At 39.7% G+C, this 24,559-nt stretch carries 35 protein-coding genes; 24 read left to right on the top strand and 11 right to left on the bottom strand.

The annotated features are described in order from the left end of the window. Positions 1-20 precede the first annotated feature (20 nt). The 4 genes from EAH55_RS18300 to EAH55_RS18280 all read left to right on the top strand — a co-directional run bounded on the left by EAH55_RS18300 (position 21) and on the right by EAH55_RS18280 (position 2,505). Positions 21-617 (top strand): hypothetical protein, encoded by a 597-nt coding sequence (locus EAH55_RS18300; protein WP_121810883.1) that lies wholly within the window; start codon positions 21-23, stop codon positions 615-617. Positions 618-763: 146 nt separating this feature from the next. Next, entirely contained in the window at positions 764-1,054 is a 291-nt protein-coding gene (locus tag EAH55_RS18295) for an RNA recognition motif domain-containing protein (protein WP_112575243.1), read from the top strand. A 663-nt stretch (positions 1,055-1,717) separates the two neighbouring features. Beyond that, a complete protein-coding gene (locus tag EAH55_RS18285) occupies positions 1,718-2,179 on the top strand; it encodes a hypothetical protein (RefSeq protein ID WP_121810881.1) in 462 nt (153 codons plus the stop codon). Between the two features lie 65 nt (positions 2,180-2,244). Further along, positions 2,245-2,505, top strand: a complete 261-nt coding sequence (locus EAH55_RS18280; RefSeq protein ID WP_121810880.1) for a gliding motility-associated C-terminal domain-containing protein — start codon at positions 2,245-2,247, stop codon at positions 2,503-2,505. Positions 2,506-2,516: 11 nt separating this feature from the next. On the opposite strand, the gene EAH55_RS18275 is transcribed toward EAH55_RS18280, so the two are convergent. The 3 genes from EAH55_RS18275 to EAH55_RS18265 all read right to left on the bottom strand — a co-directional run bounded on the left by EAH55_RS18275 (position 2,517) and on the right by EAH55_RS18265 (position 4,771). Continuing rightward, positions 2,517-2,867, bottom strand: a complete 351-nt coding sequence (locus EAH55_RS18275) for a hypothetical protein (RefSeq protein ID WP_121810879.1) — start codon at positions 2,865-2,867, stop codon at positions 2,517-2,519. A gap of 221 nt (positions 2,868-3,088) precedes the next feature. Further along, positions 3,089-3,598, bottom strand: coding sequence for a GNAT family N-acetyltransferase (locus EAH55_RS18270; RefSeq protein WP_121810878.1), 510 nt, complete (start codon positions 3,596-3,598; stop codon positions 3,089-3,091). A 471-nt stretch (positions 3,599-4,069) separates the two neighbouring features. Continuing rightward, positions 4,070-4,771 carry a S24 family peptidase gene (locus tag EAH55_RS18265; protein WP_121810877.1) on the bottom strand — a complete coding sequence of 234 codons (702 nt, stop codon included), beginning with the start codon at positions 4,769-4,771 and terminating at the stop codon, positions 4,070-4,072. A gap of 204 nt (positions 4,772-4,975) precedes the next feature. Between EAH55_RS18265 and EAH55_RS18260 the strand changes: the two genes are divergently transcribed. Together EAH55_RS18260 and EAH55_RS18255 are read left to right on the top strand one after the other, a co-directional pair. Next, entirely contained in the window at positions 4,976-5,167 is a 192-nt protein-coding gene (locus EAH55_RS18260) for a hypothetical protein (protein ID WP_121810876.1), read from the top strand. Between the two features lie 46 nt (positions 5,168-5,213). After that, complete coding sequence (locus EAH55_RS18255) at positions 5,214-5,630, top strand: hypothetical protein (RefSeq protein WP_121810875.1); 417 nt, start codon at positions 5,214-5,216, stop codon at positions 5,628-5,630. Between the two features lie 92 nt (positions 5,631-5,722). Here the strand turns inward: EAH55_RS18255 and EAH55_RS18250 are convergent, their stop codons facing one another. Then, positions 5,723-6,601 (bottom strand): alpha/beta fold hydrolase, encoded by an 879-nt coding sequence (locus EAH55_RS18250; protein WP_121810874.1) that lies wholly within the window; start codon positions 6,599-6,601, stop codon positions 5,723-5,725. Positions 6,602-6,745: 144 nt separating this feature from the next. Beyond that, positions 6,746-7,072 (bottom strand): hypothetical protein, encoded by a 327-nt coding sequence (locus EAH55_RS18245; RefSeq protein WP_121810873.1) that lies wholly within the window; start codon positions 7,070-7,072, stop codon positions 6,746-6,748. 375 nt (positions 7,073-7,447) lie between these two features. Here EAH55_RS18245 and EAH55_RS18240 point away from each other — a divergent pair, with 375 nt between their 5' ends. Continuing rightward, on the top strand, positions 7,448-7,810 hold the full coding sequence (locus tag EAH55_RS18240; RefSeq protein WP_112575996.1) for a helix-turn-helix domain-containing protein: 363 nt from the start codon (positions 7,448-7,450) through the stop codon (positions 7,808-7,810). A 109-nt stretch (positions 7,811-7,919) separates the two neighbouring features. Here EAH55_RS18240 and EAH55_RS18235 read toward each other — a convergent pair whose 3' ends face one another. Together EAH55_RS18235 and EAH55_RS18230 are read right to left on the bottom strand one after the other, a co-directional pair. Continuing rightward, on the bottom strand, positions 7,920-10,154 hold the full coding sequence (locus EAH55_RS18235; RefSeq protein ID WP_121810872.1) for a tetratricopeptide repeat protein: 2,235 nt from the start codon (positions 10,152-10,154) through the stop codon (positions 7,920-7,922). A gap of 206 nt (positions 10,155-10,360) precedes the next feature. After that, a complete protein-coding gene (locus tag EAH55_RS18230) occupies positions 10,361-10,582 on the bottom strand; it encodes a hypothetical protein (RefSeq protein WP_162996937.1) in 222 nt (73 codons plus the stop codon). A gap of 279 nt (positions 10,583-10,861) precedes the next feature. Here EAH55_RS18230 and EAH55_RS18225 point away from each other — a divergent pair, with 279 nt between their 5' ends. The 9 genes from EAH55_RS18225 to EAH55_RS18185 all read left to right on the top strand — a co-directional run bounded on the left by EAH55_RS18225 (position 10,862) and on the right by EAH55_RS18185 (position 15,575). Continuing rightward, positions 10,862-11,572 (top strand): hypothetical protein, encoded by a 711-nt coding sequence (locus tag EAH55_RS18225; protein WP_121810870.1) that lies wholly within the window; start codon positions 10,862-10,864, stop codon positions 11,570-11,572. A 103-nt stretch (positions 11,573-11,675) separates the two neighbouring features. After that, positions 11,676-12,269 (top strand): TetR/AcrR family transcriptional regulator, encoded by a 594-nt coding sequence (locus EAH55_RS18220; protein WP_121810869.1) that lies wholly within the window; start codon positions 11,676-11,678, stop codon positions 12,267-12,269. A gap of 2 nt (positions 12,270-12,271) precedes the next feature. Further along, positions 12,272-12,658, top strand: a complete 387-nt coding sequence (locus EAH55_RS18215) for a VOC family protein (RefSeq protein WP_244228240.1) — start codon at positions 12,272-12,274, stop codon at positions 12,656-12,658. 39 nt (positions 12,659-12,697) lie between these two features. Next, positions 12,698-12,979 carry a YciI family protein gene (locus EAH55_RS18210; protein ID WP_121810868.1) on the top strand — a complete coding sequence of 94 codons (282 nt, stop codon included), beginning with the start codon at positions 12,698-12,700 and terminating at the stop codon, positions 12,977-12,979. Between the two features lie 107 nt (positions 12,980-13,086). Then, positions 13,087-13,302, top strand: coding sequence for a hypothetical protein (locus EAH55_RS18205; protein WP_114940430.1), 216 nt, complete (start codon positions 13,087-13,089; stop codon positions 13,300-13,302). Between the two features lie 127 nt (positions 13,303-13,429). Further along, a complete protein-coding gene (locus EAH55_RS18200) occupies positions 13,430-13,645 on the top strand; it encodes a hypothetical protein (protein ID WP_112576003.1) in 216 nt (71 codons plus the stop codon). Positions 13,646-13,873: 228 nt separating this feature from the next. Then, positions 13,874-14,569, top strand: a complete 696-nt coding sequence (locus tag EAH55_RS18195; RefSeq protein ID WP_162996936.1) for an outer membrane protein — start codon at positions 13,874-13,876, stop codon at positions 14,567-14,569. A 94-nt stretch (positions 14,570-14,663) separates the two neighbouring features. Then, positions 14,664-15,035, top strand: coding sequence for a DMT family protein (locus EAH55_RS18190; protein WP_114940428.1), 372 nt, complete (start codon positions 14,664-14,666; stop codon positions 15,033-15,035). Between the two features lie 141 nt (positions 15,036-15,176). Beyond that, positions 15,177-15,575, top strand: a complete 399-nt coding sequence (locus tag EAH55_RS18185) for a GNAT family N-acetyltransferase (protein ID WP_121810866.1) — start codon at positions 15,177-15,179, stop codon at positions 15,573-15,575. 48 nt (positions 15,576-15,623) lie between these two features. Here the strand turns inward: EAH55_RS18185 and EAH55_RS18180 are convergent, their stop codons facing one another. Next, positions 15,624-16,163 (bottom strand): DUF4269 domain-containing protein, encoded by a 540-nt coding sequence (locus EAH55_RS18180; protein WP_121810865.1) that lies wholly within the window; start codon positions 16,161-16,163, stop codon positions 15,624-15,626. 3 nt (positions 16,164-16,166) lie between these two features. Beyond that, positions 16,167-16,988, bottom strand: coding sequence for an N-acetylmuramoyl-L-alanine amidase family protein (locus EAH55_RS18175; RefSeq protein ID WP_121810938.1), 822 nt, complete (start codon positions 16,986-16,988; stop codon positions 16,167-16,169). Positions 16,989-17,209: 221 nt separating this feature from the next. Between EAH55_RS18175 and EAH55_RS18170 the strand changes: the two genes are divergently transcribed. From EAH55_RS18170 to EAH55_RS18160, 3 genes are all read left to right on the top strand, one after another. Then, on the top strand, positions 17,210-18,031 hold the full coding sequence (locus tag EAH55_RS18170; protein ID WP_121810864.1) for an alpha/beta fold hydrolase: 822 nt from the start codon (positions 17,210-17,212) through the stop codon (positions 18,029-18,031). Between the two features lie 393 nt (positions 18,032-18,424). Next, on the top strand, positions 18,425-18,646 hold the full coding sequence (locus EAH55_RS18165) for a YdeI/OmpD-associated family protein (protein ID WP_162996935.1): 222 nt from the start codon (positions 18,425-18,427) through the stop codon (positions 18,644-18,646). A 178-nt stretch (positions 18,647-18,824) separates the two neighbouring features. Continuing rightward, positions 18,825-19,400, top strand: a complete 576-nt coding sequence (locus tag EAH55_RS18160) for a YceI family protein (protein ID WP_121810862.1) — start codon at positions 18,825-18,827, stop codon at positions 19,398-19,400. A gap of 79 nt (positions 19,401-19,479) precedes the next feature. Here the strand turns inward: EAH55_RS18160 and EAH55_RS30995 are convergent, their stop codons facing one another. Both EAH55_RS30995 and EAH55_RS18150 read right to left on the bottom strand, forming a co-directional pair. After that, positions 19,480-19,695, bottom strand: a complete 216-nt coding sequence (locus EAH55_RS30995; protein WP_114940421.1) for a hypothetical protein — start codon at positions 19,693-19,695, stop codon at positions 19,480-19,482. A gap of 170 nt (positions 19,696-19,865) precedes the next feature. Further along, the gene (locus tag EAH55_RS18150) at positions 19,866-20,264 is read right to left on the bottom strand and encodes a hypothetical protein (protein ID WP_162996934.1); all 399 of its coding nucleotides are present in this window, start codon (positions 20,262-20,264) and stop codon (positions 19,866-19,868) included. Between the two features lie 165 nt (positions 20,265-20,429). Between EAH55_RS18150 and EAH55_RS18145 the strand changes: the two genes are divergently transcribed. The 5 genes from EAH55_RS18145 to EAH55_RS18125 all read left to right on the top strand — a co-directional run bounded on the left by EAH55_RS18145 (position 20,430) and on the right by EAH55_RS18125 (position 24,541). Then, a complete protein-coding gene (locus EAH55_RS18145) occupies positions 20,430-21,680 on the top strand; it encodes a DUF2130 domain-containing protein (RefSeq protein ID WP_162996933.1) in 1,251 nt (416 codons plus the stop codon). Positions 21,681-21,792: 112 nt separating this feature from the next. Further along, a complete protein-coding gene (gene cynS, locus EAH55_RS18140) occupies positions 21,793-22,236 on the top strand; it encodes a cyanase (RefSeq protein ID WP_112576013.1) in 444 nt (147 codons plus the stop codon). A gap of 220 nt (positions 22,237-22,456) precedes the next feature. Further along, a complete protein-coding gene (locus EAH55_RS18135) occupies positions 22,457-23,392 on the top strand; it encodes a hypothetical protein (protein ID WP_121810859.1) in 936 nt (311 codons plus the stop codon). Positions 23,393-23,467: 75 nt separating this feature from the next. Continuing rightward, positions 23,468-23,923, top strand: a complete 456-nt coding sequence (locus EAH55_RS18130) for a hypothetical protein (protein WP_121810858.1) — start codon at positions 23,468-23,470, stop codon at positions 23,921-23,923. A 48-nt stretch (positions 23,924-23,971) separates the two neighbouring features. Beyond that, on the top strand, positions 23,972-24,541 hold the full coding sequence (locus tag EAH55_RS18125) for a hypothetical protein (protein ID WP_121810857.1): 570 nt from the start codon (positions 23,972-23,974) through the stop codon (positions 24,539-24,541). Positions 24,542-24,559: the final 18 nt, after the last annotated feature.

Below are 24,559 nucleotides of genomic sequence, written 5' to 3'. Positions count from 1 at the left end.
GTTTATTCGCCAATAAGCCTATGATCCGTACCAGTTTTACTAAATGGTTTGTTTTACTAAGTTTGTCCATTTCGGTGGCCTTAACTTCCTGCCAGAAAGATGAGGAGGTAAAGGATATTAACGCGGTTAAAACAGCTACAAGTAAAGACAGCGTATCATCAGTAAACATTATCAATACCCCGGGTAACTTCCTTGCAGGAAAAGGTACTTTAAAAGTTACTATCGAAGATTCAACTTACACCTTTGATGCCAGCCAGGATTCAATAGCTTTCATAAACGTGCATAACGGTGATGATAAATATTTTGGCATTACAGCAATAAACAAGGCACACAACATGAGTTTTGGTATCAGCTCGTTAGGGTTAGCTTCGGTAAAAAACAGCAGCGATGTAGCCGGAAGCCAGTTCCTGTTTAAAGTTGATGACAAAAAACCTTTATTGCAATACACACTTACCAGGTATGCAGGTCAGCAGGATTTTGGTAAGATAGATATGGATCAATATAATCATGACAACATCATCGCTAAAGGCACCTTCTTTACCTTTTTAGCTAAAGATGATAAATCAGACTCTCCGTTTTACCGTGTGGAGGGCAGCTTTGAGTTGCAGCTTAAATAAAATACCCTTCTGGTTTTGGGCTGATTTGAAAAGCTTTTCTTCAGTAATATTAAGGTAAAAAAGCCATTACCAAATTGTCATTAGTGCTTTAAAGGGCGGTAATACGGCTCTTTTTTTGTACCTTTACGCAAATTTTAAAAACATTGATGAAAGTATTTATTGCAGGTCTTCCTTTAGAAGTAGATGAGGCCGAATTAACAGCTGTTTTTGGTGATTTTGGGCCTGTTAAATCGCTCAGGATCATTAAAGATCGTGAAACAAAAGAGAGTAAGGGTTTTGGTTTTGTGGAGATGGTTAACGAGGATGAAGCGAAAGAGGCAATACGTTGCATGAATGGAGCAAGTTATTATGGCCGCAGGATCACGGTTAACATAGCCGAAGATAAAGGTCCTGGCTTTAACGGTGGCGGCCAAAAAGGTGGCTTCAGGCGTAATTAATACCAAATAAAACATTATTCTTCTTTTTCAAAATATTAGCCGGCATCGCCGGCTTTTTTTTTGAAGTATTAGGCCCGTATATTTCATATAAAATTGCTGATTGATTACGCTTTACCTGAAAAAACTTATTTTAGTATACTTACCAGTTGTTGATGAATTTTCGAATTAAAACAGATTATAAAAGCCTTACCCGCAATTAAATGCTCCGTTATTATCCTTATTGCCTTAATGTTTCCGGATGCCTGAACTTGTTTAACATTTAAAATAATAGTGTTGGGCGCTTTTTTGAAATCCGTAATAACAGCACTCGTGCTTTGGTTAGTTGCTTTTTCAACTTTTGCCCAGGCTATGGATCCTACTATTGTTGTAAGCGGTGCTGAGGGTAGTATAACCTCTTGTTTGGGCTCGGAATCGACAAGTCATCAGCAATTTACAGTAGGGGGTACCAATCTTATAAATGATATTATGATTAATGCCCCGATTGGTTTTTAGGTTTCATTATTTCCAGATGTAGGTTATGTCAGCGCATTACCACTTCAGTTAGCAACTTTAGATCCGGATGGGACCGAGATCTACGTACGCGTAGCGGCTACTGCTGCAGTTGGAGAGCATACAGATAAAGTTGTTTTAAAATCCGATGGTGCTATTGATGCCACGGTAACTGTGAGCGGCGAGGTAAAACCGATAGTTACACCAGCAGTGACTATTGCTCAACAGAATGTAGGTTGTCCTGGTGATGAAATGTCATTTACGGCAACTTCAACAGATGCTGTGCCGGGTTCAATTTATCAATGGCAGATAAATCATGTAAATACAAGCGAAAGTAATAGTACTTTCACCAGCAGCTCGCTATCAGCAGGCGATGTGTTAACCTGTATAATAAGTATTTCTTCTCCATGTTGTGTTCCGGGAAAAAGTAGCGATTTTGTAATTCAAACAAACGTAGCACCTGTTGTTTCGTTTAGCAGTGACGACGTTACCATAAAAAAGGGAGAAAGTATTACGCTGAATCCGGTGTTGCCTGCAGGGGTGTTTGTCTATAACTGGTCTCCGTCTTCAAGTTTAAATGACGGCGCTGTATCGAATCCAGTCGCCTCGCCAACACAGACACCAGCTACACTTTAAAAGTTACAAATACGGCAGGAGGGTATCCTGCATTTGCGAGCATCAGGGTTAATGTGGTGTCTCCTATGATTATTCCGAATGCTTTTACGCCAAACGGCGATGGGGTTAATGATACCTGGCGCATAACCGGACTTGCCGCCTACCCAAACTGCACCGTGAACGTGTTTAACAGGTACGGTGCCGGGATATTCCGTTCGGTAGGCTACAGCAAAGATTGGAATGGATCTTTTAATGGATACGTGTTGCCTTCAGGTACCTATTATTACGTAGTTGACCTTAAGAATGGCAGCAAGCCATTATCAGGATACGTTGTACTCTTGAAATAATCGTGAAGGAATTAAGAGGCCTGCGCCAGCGACACTTTGTCCGGATCGAGATTGTTAAGCAAATTATCCAGCTTAAGGTTAAATTCCTTTAATTGGATATCGCCTTTCTCAAAAGCTTTAGTTAATTGTGTTAGTTCTTCTTCAAGGTGCTGAACATCGGTGTTATTGGTGGTGGTACTATGCTTTTGATGGTCTTCAATAACTTCTATTTTATATTCGGCAGCTTTAAGCAGGTATGCTTGTTGAACATCAAAAGTAATATGACTGTTATCTGTCACTTTTGCTTTTTGTTGTTTATTAAATTCTACTAAAATTATAGCAGCAATAATAGCAGCAATTACCAGCATCATTATAGGATCCATCTTCTTCTCTCTTTATTGTTACAGGTTTATGATTCCGGACTCAGGGCCGGCGGCTTATAATTGAACTAAATATACCTGAATAAAAAATAAACTAAAAGGCAATTGTTGAAAAATTGCTCATTTGTGAATAACTATTGAGAAATGACTGTATGTTTTGTGTAAAAGTGTGAAATTTCAAAAGAAATAAAATGGGAAATTTCGTGCAAATACTTTCTTTATCGTTAATTGTGGTTTATCCGTTTTTCATAACACAAAAATCTTAGCCCGGGTCTTAAATCTAAGTTGATTTCTCCCGCCAAAACGTAGCCTAATTTGGGGAATAGTTTTTGAGTTGCCTGATTGGCGATATTGGTGTCAATTCGTAATGTATTAATTCCACGCCTGATGGCTTCTTGTTCGGCTTGTATTAAAAGCGCTGCCGCAACACCGCGACCCTGGTAATTGATGTTTACAGCAAGGCGATGTGTAACGATGGCGGCTTCGGTGATGTCAAGCCCGGCCTGGGCATATTCGGTATCCTGATCGGTAGTGATGGCAGCTAAACCCGCAATAGCGCTATCAATTTCGGCTACCCAAAGCTGATTAAGGTCAATATCTTTAGTAAATACCTCTTTATTGGGATAGTCATCATCCCATTGAAAGTTACCCGCTGCTTTCATAGCTGGTACTACGTCCGAAATAAGTGTTAAGATCTGTGGTATATCGTTGAGGGTGGCCAGTCTGATTATCATTCTATCTGTCGAAAAAGACGCCGCTAAAATATGGAAGTTTAAGGCCGGAAGATTTGCATTTTGCAATAAATTTTATCTGCTACTTCAAAGCGCGGCGCTTTCTAAGTGTAATTTTTGAAGGAGATTGTATTTGTCGGATAACTGTACAGAATAATAGCAGGAGCAGGGTATAAAATGCAAAGTTTTGTACCCAGTTGCCAACACTGAGTTCATTAACTATAAGTTTTAACATCTCACTTTGCATCGCTTAAAAATTTAGCCTTGCTTAATACTATAATTTTGATTCGCGGCATCTTCAAACGTTTAAAAGTGCTGCGGAATAATAAGCAGGGCGTAGATAAATTAATATGTACTACATTAACCGTATGCGCGTAAGAATGTTGTTAGTTATATGATGTTTTTAATATTAATGGCGGAATAATGACAGCTGCATTTTATTGCTGTAATAACAAAATGCAGCTGTTATGAGTATTAGTGGTTGTGCTTTTTGTGGATATCTTTAACGAGGCAAAGCTTTTTGATATCGGCTACTTTTATAATGAACGGCGCGTATTTTAACCGGTTGCCTACCATTTCGGTTGTATTATCTGAGTGGGCAATTACCTCGTCGGGGCTGTCGCCGGCAAGCAGGCGTTTGTACATACGATAGTCTCCCCATTCAATATAATATACCTCTCCTGGCAGGATCTTTTTATCATGGATTATTTTTAGCGCCACCCAGCATCCGTTTTCAAGATATGGATACATGCTATGCCCCCAAACCGGCAGCGCGAAATCGCAATCCTCGATACCCGGGAAATTCATATGGCCAACGGGCTGGGAATCATTAATATCATTATATACTTCCACGCCGGAAGCGGTAGCAGAAATTTCATACATCGGTATGCCTTCGCTGTGTTTGGATACAGGTTTTGATTCAGAATAATTCTGGTTTTTTTCTCTAGATATGTATTCTATGTATTTTTCTTTAAAAATACGGAGTTTTTCTGGATCTATGTTTTGTCTGCTCTTTATTATCTCTGTGATTGAGCTTGGAGAGTTAAAGCCCAGGGTTTCGGCTAACTGTGCATTGCCGTTAAATGCCTTTCCTTTAAGCTGATTGTAAAGGATGATGAACTCCAATGTTTCTGGACGTACAATCTTTATTTTGTTGGGTTTTGATCCGTCTTCCATGGTTAAAAATAATTAAAGATTATTCTTGATTTTGATAAAGATTATTCTGTATATTTGTTCCGTTGATAATTGCTAATGTAAGTCAAATTATTCACAAATCAAAATATAGAACTTTGTTTATCAAGAGTATTCTTTTGTTGAACTATGGTATTCTGTATTTTAAAATCAAGAAAAATATAGATAATAATCAATAATAACGGAACCATGTATATAGCATTTTCGGCGCTCAGGCAAACAGCGCAAGGCAGTATCGACGAATATAAAACTGAGGTAGTAAATGAGCAGGAGGCATTGCAACGCATAGAAGGGTACAGGATGGCATGTGAAAAGTACCAGAACGAAATTGCCGCTATTCAAAAATATATGCCCGGATGGCTGCCTTCATTTACGCGGTAATAACACGCCATAAACCTTATTGAATTAAAATAATATACTAATTACCATGATAAAAATTTCTCAAAAACTTAGAAGCCAGCTTTGGTGGCTTATTATTTCAGTTGATTATGACTATAGCAGGATCACCATAGCCGATCATGACTTGACAGATGAAGTACTTACTTTATGGCTGGAGGATAAACAAGATTTCAAAAATTCGATTGATGAATGCCTGCAGGTAGATATCCGCGTGCGCGATATGGCCCGCATAATTAAGACTGAAAACCTGAATAGTTATGAAGGTACCAGGTTGCACCCGACTAAGAACTTTGCTTATAAAACCCGCATAGAAATTAATACACCTGTGCAGTGGTACAGGGATGATGCATCAATACCAGAACAGCAATGGACGCGCGAGGCTATTTTAAAAGCACTGCTTACTCAGCTTGTAGAAGCAGGTGCTGCAAGTGATTACGCCTATTGAATCAGATTTTAATTATGCTTATTGGCATTTATTTCATAATAAACAAGGTGATAAAATATGCTTTAAATACTATTTAACGGTGTGTGAATTAGTTAAATCTGATTAATAGCCTGTTGTAGAAGCCTGTTAAATTCAACCGGTTTTTCAACCATAGGGAAGTGCCCGGTGGCATGTATCTGTAAGAGTTGATAGGGGATACCGGCCTTAATAAACCCTATGGTATCATTGGGCGTATAGTCGCTGTTAATGAGATGGAGTTTTATTTTGGTGGCCTTAAGTTTGGCTACGGTATTAAAGCCATTATCTTCCATACTTGCTATGGCTATGGCGCTATCCGCATTAGCCACATCTTTGAGTATTCGTTTCCTGATGGCAGTGTCTGTTGTTTTATAAAAAAGGTCCTGGTTAAAATATGCTGTAGTAACCGCCTTAAAATGCTTTTTCAATTCGGCTATTGCTTTTGCATAATCAGCTTTTGCTTTCGCGCTTTCAGGTTTTCCGTCAAAGCCTTTAAAGTTATCAATACCAACCAGGCCTATAACTTGGCGTGGGGCATTGAGCTTGGCTTGTACAATAATTTCGCCCGCCATGGAGTGGCCAATAAGTATAACGTTTTTTAACTTAAGCGTATTTATTACAGCGGTTACATCGCCTGCAAAATCATTTGTTGTCCACGAGTTGCGGTTTTTACCCGATTGGCCGTAGCCTCCCAGATCCATGGTAACCACCCTGTATTTTCTGCCGAAGTACTTTACCTGGTTGTCAAAATAGCTTTTATTAATGCACCAGCCATGCACAAAAAGTAACGTAGTATCACCTTTGCCGGTATCTGTATAAGCGATGTTAACACCATGATTGCTGACTTTTAAATCAGATCGAAGAGTCATTTTTTTGTTTTGAGGATGTTGGACACAGGCATACCACAAACCAATTGATGCTAATAATGAAAACAGCGCAGGTAGCTTTTTCATAAACGGATATTTATATACGGCGGTTTCACTATATAAATATCGGTTTATGAACGGGTTACGCCAAATGTTTAACTTATTTTAACAATGCAGGTATTGCGCCAAGGGCAACGCCGGGCGCAGGTAGTACTGTTACTTTGCTTTTACCTACTGCTGTTCTTTTTCATTTGGCTCAACAAGTAAAAGTTCTTCGTTAACTTCTTCTTGTGCCTGCTGAGTAGCATAATTTAATTTCCTGAAACGCCATTGTGCAAAAGCCGGTTCCTGGAAACGGTTTATCAGTTTGAAGAATTTTGGGAAGTTGTGTACCTCTTCCAATAGTAAGCCGGTTACTATGCCATTGTTATCAAGTATTTCGCGTATGGTGTATTCCTTGTCTTTGGTGATCCATATCTCGAAGTCCTGACGTATTTCGGCCATCTTTTCAGGGTCTATTTTGTCATTTATACAAATTACCTTATCGCCCGGTTTCATAATAATTTCAATTTTAAGTGTCCCTTTTGTTAAGAGATTGTAAACGTAAAGTTCGGCTTTTTAAGCATATTTTAAAATTTATGCGTAACGTAATTTTTAGGCAAAAAAATATTCGAAAAAGTTTTAAATATTACGCAACTTTATTTTATCGGCTTCGTATTAAAATGTATAATGAACCTTTAATATCAGGACGTTATAACTGCTCGCTGCTTTAACCTAAGCTTATTTTTATTGTCATATATAGTTTTTGTTGGTTAGTTTTACTTTAAGGTCATTTGCTGTTGGGGCATTTGACCTTTTTTATTTTCTGATACTTGTCAATAAAGTAATTATATGTTGCATGGATAAACAAAATGATTATTATTGCAGTCACTTATGTCTGACGAAGCGATTATAAAACGGTTAAAGGTTGTTGTGAAAGAGCACGGCGGTCAGCTGGGACTTGCCGGAGCTATTGGTGTTGACCAGGGTTTTATTAGTAAGGTGATCAATAAAAAGCAGGATATCAGCTATTATCTAATCCGGAAGCTTTGTTTTCAACTTAAATATTCGCCCGAATGGTTGATCCTCGGCACCGGCGAAAAAATGATCAATAAGCCCGAATCGGCTAAACTAATTACCGAAATACAGATGATGCGTACCGAGGTTGATATTTTGCAGGCCCGTATGCGTGCCTACGAAATGGAATTAAAGGAACTGCGCGAGCAATTGCATATAGAGGATAAGAAAGCGGTATAACCGCATTAAAATCCGTTTAAATGTAAAAGCCCCTTTCGGGGCTTGGTTGTTACTTATAGATCAGTTAATAGTTACTTATTTTACGAATATTGTAAATAAAAAGTTATACTTATTTGCAATATTTTGATATTAAATCCGGTGCTTCCTTCGAGCCCATGCTTAACGCTTTGTTCATGTCGGCGCAGCCCTCTGTTTTATCGCTGAGCGCTAATTTGGCAAGGCCTCTTTGTAAATAAGCCCTGCTGTTTTTCGGATCGAGGCTTATAGCAGTGTTGCAATCCAAAACAGCCCCGTTGGGGTCTTTTAAATTTATTTTGGCAATTGCCCTGTCAATATATAAATCCGAATTGTTTGGCGCTATTTTAAACGCGGCGGCAAAATCATCTTTTACGCCCTGGGCATCGCCAAGGTAACTTTTAGCAATTGCACCTCGGGAATACGCTTTTATGCTGGTATCGTTCATGTAGGCCGCGTTATGAAAATCATCTGCCGCGCCGGCATAATCTTTAATAGCCATTTTAACATCACCTCTGATTAAGAAAGTTTCATCGTTAGAGTAAATGGATACAGCACGATCAAGATCAGCAAGGGCTCCTTTGTAATTTTTGAGTTTGGCTTTTACAAAACCCCGTGCCTGCCATACCAATGCGGTAGAGTCGGACAAAGAATCGATTTTGAGAGCATTGCTCAGGTCGGCAATTGCGCCGTTGTTATCTTCGGCGTCGACTTTGGCTAAGGCTCGTTTTAATAGCAAGGTAATATTTTTAGGGGCTTTGAGTACGCCTGCGTTATAATCGGCCATAGCCCCTTTGGTGTCACCGGTGGCCGCTTTTGCCTCACCACGGTAAAGATAGAAATCAACGTTTGCAGGGTTGAGGGCTATTGCCGCAGTAAACAGCTGAACGCCGTTACTGGTATACTTATAAAAATTATTGATTTTGCCCAATCGCGCGTAGGCATTTTGCTGCTGAGGCGAAATGCTGATCAGTTTTTCAAGATCTTTTACCGCTCCCGGATAATCGCTTAATTTGTTTTTTTCAATAGCACGGTTTAAAAAGGCATAAGTATAAACAGGGTTTATGGCAATGGCCTTAGTGTAATCATTAATAGCCGCCACGGGAACACCCAAATCGCGATAGGCATCGCCGCGCGCGAGGTAAGCCTCGTCGCTTTTGCTATTGAGGCTTATTGCTTTGGTTAAATCGGCAATAACCCCAACGGTATCCTTCATGGCCATTTTAGCTTTACTTAAGCTTATGTATGCGCTAATGCTATTGGGATTAATATCAATTGCCGATTGGGCATCATCTTTTGCACCTTCATTATCTCCTAATGCCAGTTTTGCAAATGAACGGCTTTGATAGGCCTCGCCGTTTTTGGGGTCGAGTTCAATAGTTTTATTAAAATCGTCTAAAGCACCCTGGTTGTCTTTCTTGCCACTTTTGATAACTCCGCGCGACATATACAGGTTGGCATTTTGAGGCGATTGCGCGATAGCTTTATTGAAGTATTCAAGCGCGGTATTGGTATCTCCCGTATTGCTTTGCGCATTGGCCATATAAAGCAAAAGATTTTTAAGGTTAGGGTTTATGGCCGCGGCTTTCTTATAATCTTCAATAGCACCTTTATTGTCATTTAATTTAGCCCGGGTATTCGCCCTGTAAAAATAAGCTTCGGCATTATTAGGGTTAAGTGCGAGCGTTTTGGTATAATCTTCAATAGCGCCATTATAGTCATTTAGGCTGGCTTTGCTGCCTGCCCGGTATTGATATACCTCGGCGCTGTTGGGGCTAAGTTTTATGGCCAGGCTATAATCTGTAATAGCACCGGTAAAATCGTTGTTATTGTTTTTGGCAAGTCCCCTGTATTTGTACAGTTCGGCATCGTTAGGCGTAAATTGAAGCGCGGTTGTAAAATCAGCAATAGCGCCTACATTATCGCCCATATTACTTTTGGCATTGCCCCTGTAATGGAACATGTCTGCTGTTTTTGGCCCCCGTGCTATGGCCTTATCAAAATCGGCGATAGCTGCCTGGTAATCCTGTACGGCTGCTTCTGCGTTAGCCTTGTATAGGTAGGCGTTAGTTAGTTCGGGCTTTAGCGCAAGGGCCTGGGTATAGTCATTGATAGCCGCCTTGTAATCTTTGATATTACCATAAGCATTTGCCCTGTAGTAAAAAACTTCAGCGTTTTGATTGTTAAGTTCTATGGCGCGCGTAAAATCCTGGATGGCCCCCTTATAATCTTTGGCGTTGGCTTTTGAGTTGCCTTCCTGGATGTATGAGCCCGTAGTTTGGGCGAGTGAGTATAGTGGCAGAAAAAGTAGAAATAGAATTTTTTTCATGAACGCGATAGCGGTTTACCAAATATCAATAAAAAAACTATTATTGAACATGGCAAAACCTATACCATCATGAAATACTGTATAACTAATAAGAAATTAAGGGTAATATTGTGGGGCTTTAAAGTAAAATTGGGGCATAAAAACCCCAATTTTAAAGCAGGCTTTAAAAGCCCAACCTAAATACTTTTATTTTTTGTATAGACTGTTCAGGAAAAAGAAGCTTCGTTAGCTGGAGCTTGATTACGTTTTTTTCCGTATGCAATAGCCGCGGTGCAAAGTGAAATGCAAAGTAATAATGTTACTTCAATCACCATATGAGCTACCGGAATTTTGCCCGGGAAATTTGATAATAAAATGCCGGCATCCGGAAGCAATAAACCCACAAGCGGGAAGCAGAAGAACATTCTTAATATTATTAATTTTTCCATAATTATTAACATTTAGTATGACAATGCTAAGGTAATGATTATTTCTTTATAGTTTAAGTAAAAATAATTAATTATTGTTTCGAAACTCGAAATCGCTTATTTAAGTTGCTTCATCGTCGTTTTGTAAAGATGGTATCCATTGTTGGTAATTATTAGTTAATCAGAGTAAGAACAGGTGATTTAGATTATTGTTTTTAAGGGAGATGGCTTTTATTGAGGTTACACGGTTAAGTTGTAGGATTTAAGTAATTTAGGCGTACAAAAACCTTATTGCAAATAATGATGGAAGCTCAAAAATTTAAGATTGGTCAGGCAGGGTATGAAGAGTCGAAGAAAAACACATTAATTTGGTCGATAGCAACCATTGTTATTGTTATAATGGGCTTAGGTTATTATACTTACGAGCCTCGTAATGGAGCCGATACAACCTGGATTGGTTTCCTTGTTTTTTTAACGCTGGTTTACATGTTTCTTGTTTACCGGATATTAAAAAAGCTGAAAGTAGCATATGACAGCTATATTATTACTATCGACGACTTAGCAATCACCAGTGAGCGAAAAAATTTATTGCCAAGATCAATTCCTCTTGCTGATATAACAGCTATTATAAAAAGTACTAACGGCGCTTTTACGATCAAGGGTAAAAGTAATGCCCCGGCCGATATAATAATTATATCTAAACTGGTAGACGACCGGGAGCAGTTAGAGTTATTATTAGACGATATAATGCCGATAACTATTAATACTCAACCCACGTTTAAAGAAAAATATGGCCGGTGGGTTTCCATTGTTATTTTAATTCCACTCATAGGTGTATACCTTACAGATAATAAAGTAGTGGTCAGTATTTGTGCCGCTTTCTCGGTGGTATTGTATGTAGCGGCTTTTTTCAATGTGCTCAAAAATAAGGAAGGGGTAAGCAGGGCCCAAAAGGCGTTTGGCTTATATAGTGTGGTTGCTGCTGTTGGTTTTAATTATATCTTACTTTAAACTTATCGCGTAGATAATCTCCACTCAGGAAAGCATGATTGTTAACGCTTGTTTAAAATATTTATTTTTAAATAAGCGAACGCTCACTTATATTTGTATTGAAATGAGACCCCGCGACGAACATAAAGAGCGACAGATACGTCAGAAAGCTATTGAAATGATAGTTGCCGAAGGGCTTGATGGCTTTGGTATCAATAAGCTTGCAAAGGCTGCTGGGGTATCGCCGGCAACTATTTATATCTATCATAAGGATAAGGAAGAGCTAATCAGCAGCCTTTGTGTTAGTGTAGCGGAAAAGATGATGGCTTTTAGCCTCCAGAATTTTTCGCCCGATATGGATTTTGCAGAGGGATTAAAGGTGCAATGGCGTAACCGGCTTGAATATTTTATGGAATGCCCGTTGGATATGGAGTTTATCGAAATTATGCGTTACACTCATTTTTATGAGAAGGTAACAGCCATGCTTACCGTCAGCTTCGGGCAAATTTTAGGCGTGTTTATGCGTAACGCCGAAGAAAAACAACAATTGGTGCCATTACCTTTTGAGGCGTACTGGGCAATTGCTTATGCGCCGCTTTATCAGCTCATCAAATTTCACAACCAGGGTAATAGCTATGTTAACAGCAGTTTTACGCTTGATGATAAACTGATGGAGCAAACACTTGGCCTGGTATTAAAAGCATTAAAACCCTCATAATTATGTCCATTACCAATATTAAGCTTAATCACATCAATTTGCCGGTAACGGATGTGCAGGCAAGTTCCTTGTTTTTTGAGCAATACTTTCAATTTAAGTGCACCGGCGTAAAGGGCAATAATATGCTGGCTATATTGGAAGGTAAGGATGGGTTTATCCTGGTGCTTATGGCCGATACCTTTAACCGTAATGGCAACAACAGTTATCCCGATGCCTTTCATATCGGTTTTTTAGTTGATAGCCATGAACAGGTAACCGAGGTTTACGATCGCCTGGTTGCAGGTGGGATTAATGTGACGCAGGCCCCGGCTTCTTTGCGTGGCGGCTACGGGTTTTATTTTAACGCTCCGGGTAATATCCTTACCGAGGTTACCTGTTTGGCTTCATAGGTTTAGTAATTAAATATCTGCGATAAGAAAAACAATTTTATGGTACATGCATCAGCCTATAAAGATCCGCATCACGTGATGCTGTTTTTTGAAGAAATTAGCAACGCCACCAATAGCCAGCAATGTTTAACCGATAGGGTAGGTTATTATGATGAGCTTAAAAGCAATGGCAAAGTGGTTATAAGCGGTAACTTCTGGAACCAGGATAAAAATTTTGTAATTGTTTCAGTATCAAATGATGATGAGCTTCTGCATATCATCGAAAATGATCCGGCAATTAAACAAAATGTACTTGAACTGGTAAAAGCAATGCCTTTTTAACCCTTTTAAATAGGTATAAATACGTAGTGCAAAATGGGTGAAAATACGGGGTGTATCCGGCTTGCATAACTTGTATATTGCGCAATAGTTTTGTGTAACTAATGCCTATGGAACCTTTTGAACTAAAAGTTAATACGCGAACTTATAAAATTATTCCCTCAGTTGCTAATCACACTACCTTTAGTGTGTTAAACTACTCCGCTTTTTACACCATAACCAGGTTAACAAAAGGTTATTGGGAGATCATTGAGCACCGTTTTGGGGATCATTTAATTCCTTTGCAGGAAATTGGCCGTTCAATAGAAGAGTACTATCAACTCTGATCCATTCAAGACCGGCAAGAAGATATTTTTAATCATATCGAAAATAAATGTTTACTAAAAGGAAATATTTATTTTTTATTATTCGCAAAAGTTGTAAATTAGACGTATTAACTGACACCTATCTCTTATGGAAAAATTAGCAATTTTAAGGTTGTTTGCAGGCTTTCCATTGTTTGGCTTGTTGCTGCCTGATATCGCCACTTTTATTGTTGGCTCTTTTAAAAACATTTCACCTTTTCATATTTACATTGAGTGCTCTTTGCTGGTTTTTATAATCGCCTGCACACTGGGCATAGCTTACCTGCGAAAGTTGAGGGATACAACTGATTCACAGTTGCAATAGTAATTTGTCGGCTTTAAGCTGATACAAACAGATCATTATAAACCTATATATAGTTTAGTACCCCTTAATGCGCCATTGCCCGGTTTACAAAGCCGGGCTTTTTTGTGGTTTTGTATTGTTATGAAATTAATTTAGTGTTTCTGATTAACTTAATTTTCTTATTTTTACGGGTAAATGACCCCTAAACACCATTATCCAAAATCTCCCCAAAGGTTTTCCCTGCTGCTCATGAAAAATCCTGTTTTCTTTTTTAAGCTATCATTAATAGTTGTTTTGTTTTTGTGCTTTAGTAATGCCATTGCTCAGCATCGGTCTAACCGGGCTTTAACTTATGGCGGCGGCGGGAGTGGTGCTGTTAACTTTAGCGATGGTTGGGGTATAGCAGTGGGTACGGGGGCCGAGATACCTACAGGTAGTTTTAATTCTACTTTTAAATCTGCCATTAATTTTAATGCCAGCGTTTACAGGTTTTTGGGCCCGTTAACTGTGAGCTTAAACGGTGGATACACCAATTTTAGGCCGCACGAATATTTTATTTCTGAAACAGATGAAGCAAGCGGAGTAACTGCCAATACCTATTATGCCGATATGCCTGTAATCTCCATTTATGCAGGAGCGGCTTATAACATTGATATAGCAGATAACTTCAGGGTTTATGGTGGCGCTAATTTAGGGGTGTATTTTACCGATTTTGCGGTAGCTTATGAAATTGATGGTATCGATCCTTTTGTTTACGATAAATGGTCGCAGTCATTATATTATGCTCCAAAGGTGGGGATAGCATTTCCTTTAACGCCTAACTTGGGTATCAATATTGAATCTAAGTATAACTTCTTTTCTCAGAAACTAACTTTGGGCGATGCATCCGGCTCAACAAACTGGAACTCGCTTTCGCTTGGTGCCCAAGTGGTGTTTAAGTTTTAATATACAAGTTTTAAACGGACAGCGTAACAAAGCGGGAGCTGGTGTGTTATGTATCTCAATTTATTGATATTATGCACCATAACATTTTGTATTAATGAAAGGCTTGCGTACTGTTTCGTTCCTGTTTATATCCAACACCTTCATGACATTTGCCTGGTACGGACACCTTAAGTTTAAGGAGTACGATTGGGGTAAAAACCTGAGCTTGATAGCCATTATACTAATAAGCTGGGGGCTGGCTTTTTTTGAATACCTGTTCCAGGTGCCGGCCAACGAGGGTGGCTTTAAGGAAAACGGCGGACCTTTTACACTGGTTGAGCTGAAAACTATTCAGGAGGCTATTACGCTTACCGTATTTATGATATTTACCACCTTGCTTTTCAAAAACGAAAAACTGGGCTGGAACCACCTGGTTGGTTTCGGACTTATTGTGCTGGCTGTGTTTGTCATTTTCAAAAAATGGTGATCAGGCTATACTAATTATTCCTGTAAAGTTATTTCCATTTCATTTCGGCTGGACTACCTGCTTTATTAATTCTGGCGTATTGGTGTAGTGCAGTTGCTGCTTACATTTGATGTATAAGCAGGTAAACAAATAAACAGCAATATGGAAATAAATTACAAAACAGGAACAATACCAACAGCCCAACAAGTGATAGAACTTTATGATACCGCCGGACTGAAACGCCCAACCCACGATGCAGAACGAATTGCCAAGATGTACCAAAATTCAAACCTGGTAGTAAGCGCATGGGACGGCGATAAACTGGTAGGCATATCGCGCGCACTAACTGATTTTTGCTATAGCTGCTATTTATCAGATTTGGCGGTTACTAAAGATTATCAAAAAGAGGGCATTGGGAAAAAACTTATCGAATTAACCAAGGAGGCTATAGGGGATGAAACCATGCTTTTGCTACTTTCGGCTACCACGGCTATGGAGTATTATCCTAAGGTAGGTATGGAAACCGTTCATAACGGGTTTATTATCCACCGTACAAAATAAAATGAGGGCAGGGCAATGACAAAACTTTTATTGCCTTGCTTAGAATATTTACATTTCCAGATTAAGTAAAGCGGAATAAGGATCACCAATTAAACCAAGCGCCTTTGCAAATGCCGGTTCGGTTTTATAGCCTTGGTTTTTCAGATCCACTACGTGTTTCCTGAATAATTTCCCTTTTTGCTGAAGTAGTTGATATTCTACTATCATATGCCGATAAGCCATTTGTTGTTTTACCGGGATGTTTTGTCCGAATATTTCAATTGGCCAACCATCTGCTGTAAATGAAGCCAATATGGCTTGTTCCTGGTTTATCAGCAGTTCCTGCAAACTAAAACCCGTAAATGTCGAAAAGTGTTGTATTAAACATGTCCTGAAATCATCTTTACTTTTATAATAGCAAATAATGTCAAGATCGCTGCTTTCAATATCAATGTTAAGGGGAATTGTACCTGCTAATAGGGGAGAGAACCCGGAGAGTAACTCTATAAACCGGTAGTTTGTAAGCAATTGGTAGGCTTCCTGCTGGCGTACGGTTCCATCGGCCAGATAGGTGATGGTGTCAAATTTATCGGTTACTGTAGTTGTCAAGGATCAGTTTCCTTCCAGGTTATTACGATATTGCTTTAAGGCAGTTAATATCGAGCGTACAATTTCATTTTGCCCGCTGGCCGAGTTTAGGTATTCTTCGTCCGACGGGTTATTGATAAAGCCGGTTTCAACCAGTACTGCAGGCATACCGCTTTGAGCTAACACTAACACTCCCTGCTCTTTTACACCCAAACTATGCCTGCCGTTGGTTTTGCGGAATTGGTTATCTACTAAATCGCCAAACTGGATACTCTGTTTACGATATTTTTGTTGAAAGGCGTTTAGCACTATGGTGTTCACCGCTGCGTTATCGCCATATCCATTGTATTTTTCCTTATAATCCTTTTCAATAAAAATCGAAGCGTTTTCGCGCAAAGCCTCGCGCTGTTCCTGGCTACGGTGAAAACCGTAAACAAGTAAGAGTGTACCCCTTGATGATCCTTTGCGCTGAGGCGAGGAGTTGCAATGGATAGAAATAAACAGGTTGCCGTTATTATCGTTAGCAATATCGGTACGTTTATGCAGCTCAATGAAAACGTCGGTACTGCGGGTCATAACCACTTTAATACCGCCCATTTCGTCGTTTATGGCATCTCTTAGCTTTTTGGCGATGCTTAAGGAAACGTTTTTCTCCTTTGAGTAAGCGCCGTGCGACCCCGGATCTTTACCCCCGTGTCCGGCATCAATAATTACCGTTTTAAACTTAAAATGATTGGCTGATGTGGCGGCATTTTGCTGGCCAAAACAATTACCCGTTGCAAACAGGAATATCAGTAAAAAGAAGGGAGCAGTTATTAAAAGTTGCTTAGGAAAGGCTGCAGGCATGAACAATATATGTATACGGTTTATAAACATTTCATTCTATAATAGTTACAGGTATGATATTGTTTTGACCGTATGGTTTAAAAAGTACTTTTGTTAAAGTGCACAAATATAATACATGTTTGATTTACAGCATTATCTAAAAAATAATTAAAGTACACTGCAACCGGTGGCCGAATTGTACATTATAACTGTATATTTAATGAACTTAAATCGGGCCGATCATGATATTAAAAAAGCTATTGTTAGTAGTATTGGTATGCCAGGCGTTTATGGCCTGCAGTCAGCAAAAAGGCATTGTTTATGGCGATAACGTTGCTGCCGGTAAATATTACGACGTTAGGGGGATAAAACTTTATACGGAGGTTTATGGCAAAGGCAAACCTTTGTTAATGATACACGGCAATGGTGGCAGTATCAACGCTTTTGAAAAAAATATACCCTATTTTGCTAAAAAATACAAGGTGATAGCTGTCGATAGCAGGGCACATGGCAAATCAACCGATCCGCGCGACTCGCTTACCTTTGAAATGATGGCCGATGATTTTGCCGCTTTACTCGATGTAATGCATATCGATTCGGCTTATGTAATAGGCTGGAGCGATGGCGGCATCAACGCGTTGGTATTGGCTATGAGGCATCCTGAAAAGGTAATAAAGCTGGCTTCTACAGGTGCTAATCTATGGCCCGATTCTACAGCGCTTATCCCTTCGTTATGGAAAGATATGGAGAAGGAGTATACCGCTAAAAAGGACTACCATTTCACAACCGCTAAGGAAAAAAACGACAGGAAGATCTTTATGCTTGACTATAAGGAACCCAATATCAAGCTATCCGCCCTGAAAGCTATTAAATGCCCTTCGCTAATTATTGCGGGCGATCATGACCTTATCGTAACTACACACACTGTTCAAATAGCTGAAAATATTACTAATTCCTATTTATGGATCCTGCCCAATTCAGGCCATGGCACCCTGGTTGAACATGCCGATGAGTTTAATAAAAAGGTAGATGAGTTTTTTGAGCAGCCATTTCATCGCCATTAAGGTAACCTCAAAAAAGATAGCCCGACTTTTACGCCGGGCTATCGTGCATAATTACTTTAATTTTTGGTAAAATCTCAATTATAGCTAAATAACAACCGTATTTGTTTTAGGTTTTATAAAATTTAAGTTACATATGTTTTTTTATCTAAATGCCTTATAATAATAAAGAAGGAGCGTCGTTTTCACCATATTCAATTATAAGCTAACCTGCGGCTTTTACTGTTTTTAATTAATAGTAATATGGAATCAAAAAAACAAAGGTTGCTTGTTGACACGCTTTTAGCCATCTCTTTTCTGTTAATAATTTTACTTGCCGTAATTATGGTGCTTCAGCCCGATATATTGCCCCAGTAAATGTTATCTTTAGCCGTAAATCAACCGATACCAAAGATCATGCTTAAAGCTGGCGAACATATTGAAGGTACCCCTGCCGAATTACAGGTACTGCTTGACAGCGATGCAGAAGCCAACGAGTTTTTTGAGAACCTGGCTAAATCATACAAACAAGGATATTGCGACTGGGTAGGTTCGGCCAAGCAGGAAGCTACCCGAAAAGTAAGAGCTGATAAGGCCATGACCATGCTCCGAAACAAACAAAAGACCTTAAAGACCTAAAGGCAAAAACTCCTCAAAAATTGCTGATTAAGCTTGCATATTCTACTAAATTGGTAGTATATTGTCATCCGATTTTAATAAAAAGATGTTTAAACATCTTTTTTGTTTGAAGTCCCGATCATTTGTATACTTTTGAACCATAAATCAAAAACAAAAAAGAAATTTAAAGATTAAAACAATGAAAAAGATTCTTATCCTGTTAGCAGCAGCATTCACTTACACAGCAGCATCAGCACAAACTACCTGGTCGGTAGACAAAGCGCATTCAAACGTTAAATTTACTGTAACCCACTTAATGGTATCTGACGTTGACGGTATATTTAAAAACTATGATGCAACCATCACCGCCGCTAAGCCGGATTTCAGCGATGCTAAATTTCAGATCAGCATACAAACAGCTTCAGTAACTACTGACAACGATCAGCGCGATAAACATATCACCAGCCCTGACTTTTTTGATGTAGCTACTTACCCAACCATTACTTTCACCAGCACTGCTATCACCAAAACATCTGATAAGCACTACAAACTTACCGGTAACTTAACTTTACACGGTGTAACTAAACCGGCTTCATTTGATTTATGGTACCGTGGTACTATCCAAAACCCAATGAGTAAAGCTGACGACGCAGGTTTCCAGTTAACCGGTACTATCAAACGTTCTGACTTTAACTTCGGTTCAAAATTCGGTAACGCTATGGTAAGCGACGAGGTAACTATTAAAGCTAACGGTGAGTTTGGCAAAGCCAAATAATCTGAAAAATATATTAACAGGAACGGCGCGGATAACCCGCGCCGTTTTTTTGTTTTATTAAGGTATGGGACGTCCGGTTTTAGGAACGCTGGTACTGAACTTTCAGGTCCTGTTTTTTTTGACGACGGATTATCAATGTACAAATACCGATGATGGCAACAAGGGCCGCTCCGGAAACGATATGAATAAAAGGTATTTTAAAGTCAGGGTTAATAAACGTTTCGGTAATATCCGGAATAATGATGGCGATGAGGGGTAAACAAGAGAATAGCCTCAGGAATCCGAGTTTTTTCATAAAAAGTGATAATAGGTGTTAAGTGCAATTCAGCATTGCAAATATGCCATTATTCATACTTTTATGAAATACCTGTAATGAGGTATATTCACAACCTGTATTGCTAAACTGTTGATTAACTGAATGTTTTGGGAACGCTGTTTTCGACGCCCGGGAGAAAATAGCTTCAATTAAGCGTTGCGGGATACCAATTGTTTCAGGATATTAAACCAAAGCTGGTTTTTTGCGCCAAAAAGGGTATGGTCAACAATAAGATATAATGTCTTTAATTCTTCTTTAAGCCTGTAGCGCAACCTCAGTGGTTGCCAGAATAAACCGTTGCTGCGCACCATCGAGCGTTTGTAAAACTCATCGAATCCTAAGTACAGCTGCTCCAGGCTGTCGAGCGGGATATGCTCATAGCCATCGCCATCAAGTACAATACTTTTAGGGGTAAGTATAATTTCGCCGGTATGGTGATGTGGCGGTGCGGTAAATGCAAATAATGCGCCTCCGTCGTTAGCCACCCCTAATGTGCCCAGGTCATAATCATGACTCCACATTACCTTTCCTATTCTCAATATCTGCATGTTATAAACTTCGGCAATATAAACGGCAATTGCAATAGATTGTTATCATCATAGTTTCATTTTGTTACAATAATGTTAATAAAGCCCGGCATTACTGTTTTTATATGCTAAACGTAAATTCCCTATCTTTGGTTTCCGGGAAAAACTTTCCTCATAAATAATAATATGGCTACAGAAGTTAAGTGTCCAAGTTGCGGTTTCGGTTTTCCGATAGAAGAGGTAATGGCCGAAGAGTATAAAAAACAACTCAGGGTTAAAATGATGGATTATACCCGTCAAAAAGAGGAGGAATACCGCAAAAAGGATGAGGAGTTTTTAAACAAGGAGCGTCAGCAACAGGTTGCTTTTGAACAACGGCTTAACAACGAAAAAAAGCAGTTGCAGCAAACACTTGAAGATAACCTGCGCAAAACCATAAGCGAGGATTTTGAGAACCAATTGCTTTTACTCAAAAACTCAGCTACTGAAACTGAAGAAAAGCTAAAGCAAGCCCGACAGAAGGAACTGGAGTTTTTACAGCGCGAAAGTCAGTTGAAGCAGAAGGAAGAAGAGATGGAACTGGCTGTACAACGTAAACTGCAGGAGCAACGGAACGAACTTACCGAGCAGATCCGCAAGCAGGAAGCCGAACGCCATAATATAAAAGATACTGAATATCAGCTGAAGGTTAAGGAACTGGAGAAACAACTCGAAGACCAAAAGAAACTGGCCGACGAAATGAAACGTAAAGCCGAACAGGGCTCGATGCAGCTGCAAGGCGAGGTTCAGGAACTGATACTGGAAGAAGCGCTGCGTAATTATTTCCCGTTTGATATCATTAGCGAGGTAGGGAAGGGCGTGCGTGGTGCCGACTGCGTGCAAACGGTACGAAATCAATTTGGGCAGGAGTGCGGCAAAATCATTTACGAAAGTAAGCGTACCAATGCTTTTTCGATGGATTGGATCGAGAAACTGAAGAAAGACATGCGCAGCATGGGCGTTGACGTAGCCGTTATTGTAACTCAATGTTATCCTAAAGGAATGGATTGCTTTGGCGAACGTGACGGTGTGTGGATCTGTAGTTTTGACGAGGTGAAAGCCGTGTCGTACATTTTAAGGGATGGGGTAATGAAGCTCTCGAACCTTGCTAAATCGCAGGATAATAAAGGCGATAAAATGCACTTGCTATATGATTACCTTACCAGCAGTGAATTTTCGGAACAATGGAAAGCTATTCGTGAAGGCTATATGAGTATGCGCCAGTCTATTCAACGTGAGCGTGATGCCATGGAGAAACTCTGGAAAGCCCGCGAAAAGCAATTGGATAAGGTACTGTTAAGCGCGGCCCACATCCGCGGCAGCATTGAAGGTATAGCAGGCAACGATACTATTCAGCTTAATCTTACTGATGATGAGGATGCGCTGTTGCTGGAATAATGTTGCTTTTATGTCAAACTATCATAATCGTTGATTAATACCATTGCTTACCTGAAAAGCACCATAGTTACAGGTTACTAACTGCTAATTTTGACTAAAAAAGAAAAGCAAAATGAACAGAGTAATCGCCACTGAAATCATCATCAGGCAGATCAAAAATAAACAGGTTAAATACCAGGCATTGGCCGATGCCATTGGTCGGAGCCTGGTATGGACAACCCTTGCATTGCACGGGCAGGCTGTAATGGAAAAACACGAAGCCGAGAAGATTGGCGAACTGCTTGACCTTGATGCCGAAATTATAGCTTCTTTACAGGAGATTCCGGACAGGGGTTCGTTAGACCAGATGCCGCCTAAGGATCCAACCCAATACCGTTTTTATGAATTGCTGCTCGTGTATGGCACAACGCTGAAAGCTATCATCAACGAGCAATTTGGCGACGGTATCATGAGCGCTATTGATTTTACCATGGATATCAGCAAGGTTGAAAACCCTGCCGGCGACCGTGTTAAAGTGGTTATGGAAGGTAAATTCCTGCCCTTTAAGAAGTGGTAAAAGCCTTCTGTTTGAGTGCTTAAACCTATTAGGTTTAATTTTTATTATACCGTTTGCTGTGAATGTGTTAATTTTACACAATAATTTCTGAGTGCCCCAAGCACTCATTGATTTGTGATAAGGTTTAGGTTTTAAAGCCCCATGCAGCGAGTGCTATGGGGCTTTTATTTTGACTTTACCACGTTTATTGATTGTACTATTCAATCAGAGTTTTCCGACAATGAAAAAGATATTGCCGCTTAAAAGCGCATTTGGATACGCGCTGATATTTATGATGATTGGCGCATCCCTTATATTTAACGATAAAGAAATTATACTGCCGGAAATGGCAGCGCTTGCCGTTGGCTGCCTGATCCATGAGCATCAGGCATGGTTAGCTAAACCGCTACATATTTTCCTTTTGCCTTCTATAACCGCCATAGGTGGCTTCATGATTAACAGGATGGATGTTAACCTTGCGGCAAAACTCATATTGGCTGTGATGTTTGTATTGTTAACGCTTCGGGTGTTTAAGAGCGGTCTGGCCCCGGCGTTGGCAACCGGTCTGCTGCCTGTTATCACCAATGCCACATCGGTGTATTTTATAGTCTCTATTCTGACGCTGACGTTCATACTGGCTATAAGTCTCTATGCAAAGCGCCAAGCATTGCCGGCTCCAATGGTTTCAAAGCGACAAAGACCGCAGGATAATATCCTATATATCATTTTTGTATCGGCCTGGGTGCTCATCTGCGCGCAAAATGGCTGGATGTATATTGCCGCTATTCCGCCGGTTTTGGTGGTGGGCTATGAATCAATGCATAAAGAGGAGTACACCTTCAAGATGTTTTATAAGCAGGTAATTTGCCTGAGCCTGGCTGCTTATATCGGCATTCAGAGCCTGTATTTTTTAAATAACCTGCTGTTGGCTGCATTGGTAGATATTATAGCCGTATCGCTTATGATGCGGTTGGTGTCGTTTAAACTAACGCCCTCGTACGCCATGTCGTTATTGCCGATGGTGTTACATCACCCATCGCACCAATATTTTTATTGGAATGTTTTGGTGATGGCAGTTATTGTTTTGGGTGCTATTTACTCCTATAAAAACTTCAGGTTACACGAGCAACTTCGGGTGAGGTTGGCCCGGGTAATTGATAAAGGTGAAGAGGTTTAGTTTGATTGAGACTATTAAAGGCTATTGCAAAAGCAGTAATCATAAGTTACTTTTATGCTATAAACCAAATCACAAATGAAACCTACCCGAAAAACGATTATCCTGACAATCGGTTTATTGTTACTAACGGCCTTTTTTGTATCGTCCAATTGTGGCGATGTTTATGCCTTGACGAGCGGCAAGCCACCGGCAGATTCAATTCTTGTTACGGAGAAAGTACGGCAAGTATTGATTTCGCAGCAATTATTTGTGGTGAAAATATCAAAGATTAAAACCACCAAAAAAAACACCCCCAAAAAAGTTAATGCCAACTTTAAAGCGGAGCTCAGGGACGCCTTTATGATAATACGTTACGATAACGGAAAATCCCATACCGAACAAAACTGGGCTATGTGTCCGAATGGCGTTTGTCCTGTTCCCGGCACGTACCGGTTTGGTACACCCGAATATAAGCAACTGGACGTGGCCATAGCGCAGGCTAAGCAGGCTAATATCAAATTTCAGAAGGAAACGGCGGCTTTAATGCAGTAATGTCAATGGTGTACAAAACCTCACTTATCTTTGGCTCCGGTAATTGATATGGGATACAAAAAGGAACAATTAAATGGCGGTTATATAAAACTTTCACTGGGTGGCTTTGATATTTATGATAGTCCTGATGACGTAATTAAGCTCAAGGATATCTTCTCAAATTTGTTTGTTGAAGGGGATACGCTGTTTTTCTTTTTGATGAGGGAAGAGGACCTTACGGCAGAAAATGAATTAATAAGGTTAAGAAAATCTGTAATCAATCATTTTGAAAGCCATGGGCAATACTATTTGGTAGATCAGCTTGACAGCAGGCGTTTCGCAAGCATAGCTGCGATTAAGTTTGATTCATCTATTCCGGACTTGATTATTGATAGCTGGAAATTGTTTTATGCCTGTGATTTTTTTGTCCCTCGTTTTCCGTTTTCATTAGATGATTATTTAACCTACCTGTTTGAGCATGGAAAAAGGGGTATAGATGGTATAAAACATCTGAGAAATGAGCTCACCGATATGTTTTGTATAAAAGGATATGATAGCGAAAGTCTTTACTTGTGTTATAATGAGGATTCGGAGGATGTAGCTGATCGTATAGCACGGGTATTAAATATGGCCATCTAATCGCGCGGAACAAGTGGG

The sequence above is a fragment of the Mucilaginibacter kameinonensis genome (assembly GCF_003675385.1).
Taxonomy (GTDB): Bacteria; Bacteroidota; Bacteroidia; order Sphingobacteriales; family Sphingobacteriaceae; genus Mucilaginibacter; species Mucilaginibacter kameinonensis.
Note: the sequence above shows the minus strand (reverse complement) of the source record. Positions and strands in the feature narration are given on the sequence as shown.